The organism is Kitasatospora sp. NPDC097643, assembly GCF_040302625.1.
GTDB lineage: Bacteria > Actinomycetota > Actinomycetes > Streptomycetales > Streptomycetaceae > Kitasatospora.
Map to the genome: position 1 here is coordinate 4,805 of NZ_JBEOSA010000125.1, position 5,138 is coordinate 9,942.

At 69.3% G+C, this 5,138-nt stretch carries 5 protein-coding genes and 5 tRNA genes; 1 reads left to right on the top strand and 9 read right to left on the bottom strand.

Translation table 11 applies throughout. The features are described from left to right. From ABTY15_RS38955 to leuC, 4 genes are all read right to left on the bottom strand, one after another. A partial coding sequence (locus ABTY15_RS38955) for an HU family DNA-binding protein (RefSeq protein ID WP_350607178.1) occupies positions 1-551 on the bottom strand: 551 nt, incomplete at its 3' end. Positions 552-684: 133 nt separating this feature from the next. Beyond that, entirely contained in the window at positions 685-1,032 is a 348-nt protein-coding gene (locus ABTY15_RS39955; protein ID WP_502893689.1) for an SCO5555 family protein, read from the bottom strand. A gap of 182 nt (positions 1,033-1,214) precedes the next feature. Beyond that, positions 1,215-1,811, bottom strand: a complete 597-nt coding sequence (gene leuD / locus ABTY15_RS38965; RefSeq protein ID WP_350607181.1) for a 3-isopropylmalate dehydratase small subunit — start codon at positions 1,809-1,811, stop codon at positions 1,215-1,217. A gap of 5 nt (positions 1,812-1,816) precedes the next feature. After that, a complete protein-coding gene (leuC, locus tag ABTY15_RS38970) occupies positions 1,817-3,238 on the bottom strand; it encodes a 3-isopropylmalate dehydratase large subunit (RefSeq protein ID WP_350607186.1) in 1,422 nt (473 codons plus the stop codon). A gap of 231 nt (positions 3,239-3,469) precedes the next feature. Between leuC and ndgR the strand changes: the two genes are divergently transcribed. Beyond that, on the top strand, positions 3,470-4,183 hold the full coding sequence (gene ndgR, locus ABTY15_RS38975; RefSeq protein WP_148642806.1) for an IclR family transcriptional regulator NdgR: 714 nt from the start codon (positions 3,470-3,472) through the stop codon (positions 4,181-4,183). 143 nt (positions 4,184-4,326) lie between these two features. Here the strand turns inward: ndgR and ABTY15_RS38980 are convergent. The 5 genes from ABTY15_RS38980 to ABTY15_RS39000 form a co-directional block, all read right to left on the bottom strand. After that, positions 4,327-4,401: transfer RNA gene (locus ABTY15_RS38980), tRNA-Gln, on the bottom strand. 49 nt (positions 4,402-4,450) lie between these two features. Beyond that, a tRNA-Glu gene (locus tag ABTY15_RS38985) sits at positions 4,451-4,523 on the bottom strand. Positions 4,524-4,549: 26 nt separating this feature from the next. Then, positions 4,550-4,622 (bottom strand) — tRNA-Glu (locus ABTY15_RS38990). 27 nt (positions 4,623-4,649) lie between these two features. Further along, a tRNA-Glu gene (locus ABTY15_RS38995) sits at positions 4,650-4,722 on the bottom strand. A gap of 45 nt (positions 4,723-4,767) precedes the next feature. Continuing rightward, a tRNA-Gln gene (locus ABTY15_RS39000) sits at positions 4,768-4,839 on the bottom strand. Between the last annotated feature and the right edge of the window lie 299 nt (positions 4,840-5,138).

Below are 5,138 nucleotides of genomic sequence, written 5' to 3' on the forward strand. Positions count from 1 at the left end.
GCCGTGGTCTTCTTGGCGGCGGCGGTGGTGGTCGCCTTCTTCGCGGCGGCGGCCGTCTTCTTGGTCGCGGTCGCCGTGGTCTTCTTGGCGGCGGCCGTGGTGGTCGCCTTCTTCGCGGCGGCCTTCTTGGCGGTGGCCGGGGCGGCCGCGGCGGCGGTGGCGGCACGCTTGGTGGCGGCGCGCTTGGCGGCCGGGGTGGCGGCCACACCGCTCTTGCCCGGGGTGAGGGAGCCCTTGGGGGCCTTCTTCACCGAGGGGCCTTCCTTCGGCAGCTTCTTGCTGCCGCTGACCAGGTCCTTGAAGCCCTGGCCGGGACGGAAGCGGGGCACCGAGGTCTTCTTGACCTTGACCTTCTCGCCGGTCTGCGGGTTGCGGGCGAAGCGCGCGGAGCGCTCCACCTTCTCGAAGGTGCCGAAACCGGTGACCGAAACCCGGTCACCGGCCACAACGGCACGGACCATGGTGTCGAGCACTGCGTCGACGGCCTCTGCGGCAGCCTTGCGACCGCCCAGCTGCTCGGCCACCGCTTCGACAAGCTGAGCCTTGTTCACGTCTTCCCCTTCGGAAACGGGCGCCGGATGATTCCATCCGTTCATTTCGCACGTTAGGTATGTATCTGCGGACTTTCAATTACCAAACGCGCGAATCACCCTAGTGTCGCAATGGATTTGCGCGTCGGCGACCTCAGCCGACGGGCGGGCGCCCCTCGTCGAGGTCATGTACAAAGCGACTCAACCGCCTTGCCGCCTCCGGAAGATCGCGCTTGGCGGTCTCGGTGACGATGAGGAGTTGACGGGTGAGAGCGGTCTTTGCATCGACAGACACGTTCAGCGCATGCACGCGGGCGTGAGCTTGCTTCAACCGCTCGGCCACAAGCGCGTAGAGCGCTGCGACTTCCGGGTCGTCCGGCCCCTCAGCTGGTGCGGAGGCGTCGTTCGGCCGATCGTCAATTCGGCGTTCGGATCCCCGGCCCGTGGACTCCGTGGCCGCGGGTTCGCCGCCCGCGTACGGAGGTTCATGGTGCCGGTGCATGTACTGATTGTGCCATCTACCCGCAGTTGTACTTGCGCGGGGCCCTCTCCGGCAAAGCCGAATGGGCAATCGGGGGTGGGCCGGTGGTCCTAACTCGTGCTCCGGAACGGCGGATGGCCCGCCCCCCCGAGGGGGAGGCGGGCCATCCGGCGGATCGTCAGAATGCTTGTTCTGAACGGAGATCAGGCGACCGGCTGAGTACGGGGCTTGAACGCGGGCCGGGTGGCCTCGAAGGCCGCGATGTCGGCCTCGTTCTGCAGCGTGATGCTGATGTCGTCGAGGCCGTTCAGCAGCCGCCACCGGACGTTGTCGTCCAGTTCGAAGGACGCGGTGACGCCCTCGGCGCGGACCTCGCGGGCCTCCAGGTCAACGGTGATCTCGGCCTCGGGGTCACTCTCGGTGAGCGCCCAGAGCCGTTCCACGGTCTCCTGCGGCAGGACGACCGTCAGCAGGCCGTTCTTCAGCGAGTTGCCGCGGAAGATGTCGGCGAAGCGGGAGGAGATCACCGCGTGGAAGCCGTAGTTCTGCAGCGCCCAGACGGCGTGCTCGCGGGAGGAGCCGGTGCCGAACTCGGGCCCGGCCACCAGGACCGTGGCACCCTGCCGCTCGGGCCGGTTGAGGATGAACGACTCGTCCTTGCGCCAGGCCTCGAACAGGCCGCCCTCGAAGCCGGACCGGGTGACCTTCTTCAGCCAGTGCGCCGGGATGATCTGGTCGGTGTCGACGTTGCTGCGGCGCAGCGGGACGGCCCGGCCGGTGTGGGTGGTGAACTTCTCCATGGTCCTCAGGCCTCCACAGCCACGTTGGTGCTCAGGTCGGACGGGGCGGCCAGCCGGCCCAGGACGGCGGTCGCGGCGGCGACCTGCGGGGAGACCAGGTGGGTGCGGCCGCCCTTGCCCTGCCGGCCCTCGAAGTTGCGGTTCGAGGTGGAGGCGCAGCGCTCACCGGGGGCGAGTTGGTCGGGGTTCATGCCCAGGCACATCGAGCAGCCCGCGTGCCGCCATTCGGCGCCGGCCGCGGTGAACACCTTGTCCAGGCCCTCCTCGACGGCCTGGAGGGCGACCCGGACGGAGCCGGGTACGACCAGCATCCGTACGCCGTCGGCGATCCGGCGCCCCTCCAGGATGGCGGCGGCGGCCCGCAGGTCCTCGATCCGGCCGTTGGTGCAGGAGCCGACGAAGACGGCGTCGACGGCGACCTCGCGCAGCGGGGTGCCGGCCTCCAGGCCCATGTACGCCAGGGCGTTCTCGGCGGCGATCCGCTCCTGCGGGTCGGTGAAGGAGGCCGGGTCCGGGACGTTGGAGCCCAGCGGGGCGCCCTGGCCGGGGTTGGTGCCCCAGGTGACGAACGGGGTCAGCTCGGCCGCGTCGATGAAGATCTCGTGGTCGAAGGCCGCGTCCTCGTCGGTGACCAGGGTCTTCCAGTACGCGACGGCGGCGTCCCAGTCCTCGCCCTGCGGGGCGTGCGGGCGGCCCTGGAGGTAGTCGAAGGTGGTCTCGTCCGGGGCGATCATGCCGGCCCGGGCGCCGGCCTCGATGGACATGTTGCAGATGGTCATCCGGGCCTCCATGGACAGGCCCCGGATCGCCGAACCGCGGTACTCCAGGACGTAGCCCTGGCCGCCACCGGTGCCGATCCTGGCGATGACGGCCAGGATCAGGTCCTTGGCGGTGACGCCCTCGGGCAGCTCGCCCTCGACGGTGATCGCCATGGTCCTGAACGGCGCCAGCGGCAGGGTCTGGGTGGCCAGCACGTGCTCGACCTGGCTGGTGCCGATGCCGAACGCCAGTGCGCCGAAGGCGCCGTGGGTGGAGGTGTGGGAGTCACCGCAGACGACGGTCATGCCGGGCTGGGTCAGACCCAGCTGCGGGCCGACCACGTGCACGACGCCCTGCTCGACGTCGCCCAGCGAGTGGATCCGGACGCCGAACTCGGCGGCGTTGCGGCGCAGCGTCTCCAGCTGGACCTTGGACACCGGGTCGGCGATCGGCTTGTCGATGTCCAGGGTGGGGGTGTTGTGGTCCTCGGTGGCGATCGTCAGATCGGTCCGGCGGACCTGGCGGCCGGCCAGCCGGAGCCCGTCGAAGGCCTGCGGGCTGGTCACCTCGTGCAGCAGGTGCAGGTCGATGAAGAGCAGATCCGGCTCGCCCTCCGCGCGCCGCACGACGTGGTCGTCCCAGACCTTCTCTGCGAGTGTCCGTCCCATCGGATTCCCTCCAGCCGGCCGCGTTGCCGGCCTTCTCGTGTCGTCGAGGTCAAAGCATTCGCCGCCCTGTGCGGAGCGCTTCGCGCGACCGGCACGCCGGATCGGTGTCCACGATGCGGACACCCTGTCGAGGCCGCATCCTGGATGTCTCCCGGGCTGCTGCATCCAGAGTGGCGCTTTTCGCGGAAGATTGAACTTGCGTCTCGCGGAATGAGACTGCAGTCTTAGGGCATGGACAACTCTAGCGGCGTCGGCGTTCTCGACAAGGCCGCTCTGGTGCTGAGCGCACTGGAGTCGGGCCCCGCCACGTTGGCGGGGCTGGTCGCCGCCACCGGTCTGGCGCGCCCCACGGCCCACAGACTCGCCGTCGCACTCGAACACCACCGTCTGGTCACCAGGGACATGCAGGGGCGCTTCATCCTCGGCCCCCGTCTCTCCGAACTCTCCGCCGCGGCGGGTGAGGACCGGCTGCTCGCCACCGCGGGCCCGGTCCTGACCCACCTGCGCGACGTCACCGGCGAGAGCGCACAGCTCTACCGCCGGCAGGGCGAGATGCGGATCTGCGTAGCCGCCGCCGAGCGGCTCTCCGGCCTGCGGGACACCGTCCCGGTCGGCAGCACCCTGCCGATGAAGGCCGGCTCGGCCGCCCAGGTCCTGCTGGCCTGGGAAGAGCCCGAGCGCCTCCACCGCGGCCTCCAGGGCGCCCGCTTCACCGCCACCGCGCTGAGCGGCGTCCGGCGCCGCGGCTGGGCCCAGTCGATCGGCGAGCGGGAGCCGGGCGTCGCGTCCGTCTCCGCGCCCGTCCGCGGCCCCTCCAACCGCGTGGTGGCCGCCGTCTCGGTCTCCGGACCGATCGAGCGGCTGACCCGCCACCCGGGCCGGCTGCACGCCCAGGCCATCATCGAAGCCGCGAACCGGCTCACCGAGGCCCTCCGGCGCGGCTGATCACCCCGACCCACCCGAACGAGAAAAGGCCCCGCGCACCGAGGTGCGCGGGGCCTTTTCGGGAAGTACCGGGAAGTGCCGGGCGGAGCCGGTTAAGTGCCGGGAAATGCAAAAAAGCCCCGGAGGACCGGGGCTTCCTTATCTGGCTGGGGTACCAGGACTCGAACCTAGACTAAATGAACCAGAATCACTCGTGCTGCCAATTACACCATACCCCAACACAAAGCAAGGGCCGATGGGCGAGCCCACCGGCTTCCTGCTCTGAAGTACCCCCGACCGGATTCGAACCGGCGCTACTGCCGTGAGAGGGCAGCGTGCTAGGCCGCTACACAACGGGGGCTTCCTGGCGATCCCTTGCGGGATCAGTACCCCCGACCGGATTCGAACCGGCGCTACTGCCGTGAGAGGGCAGCGTGCTAGGCCGCTACACAACGGGGGCTTTCCAGGTGATCCCTTGCGGGATCAGTACCCCCGACCGGATTCGAACCGGCGCTACTGCCGTGAGAGGGCAGCGTGCTAGGCCGCTACACAACGGGGGCTTGATCTTCAGTTGTACTGCCGTACTGCTGTCACGCGGTACTGCGCTGGGGTACCAGGACTCGAACCTAGACTAAATGAACCAGAATCACTCGTGCTGCCAATTACACCATACCCCACCAGAGTTGAGCCCCTGCGGGCGCTTCTCAGGCGTTGCGCCTCTCGTTCGGGGCTTCGGAGGGGGCTTTCGCTCCCTCGTCCGTTCCCTCCCGGGCGGCGCAGAAAGAACATTACCCGACGTCTGCCCTGGCTCCAAAATCGATAACCCCAGGCAGCGGCCGGGCGGCCGTCCGGTGACCTCCGGGTACGCCGCGGGGCCCGCCCCCCGCCCCGCCCCCGCGCCGCGCGCCGCCCCCCCCCCGCCCGCCCACCGCTGTGAAACCGACAGTAAAACAAAACAAATCAAAAAACAAAAATT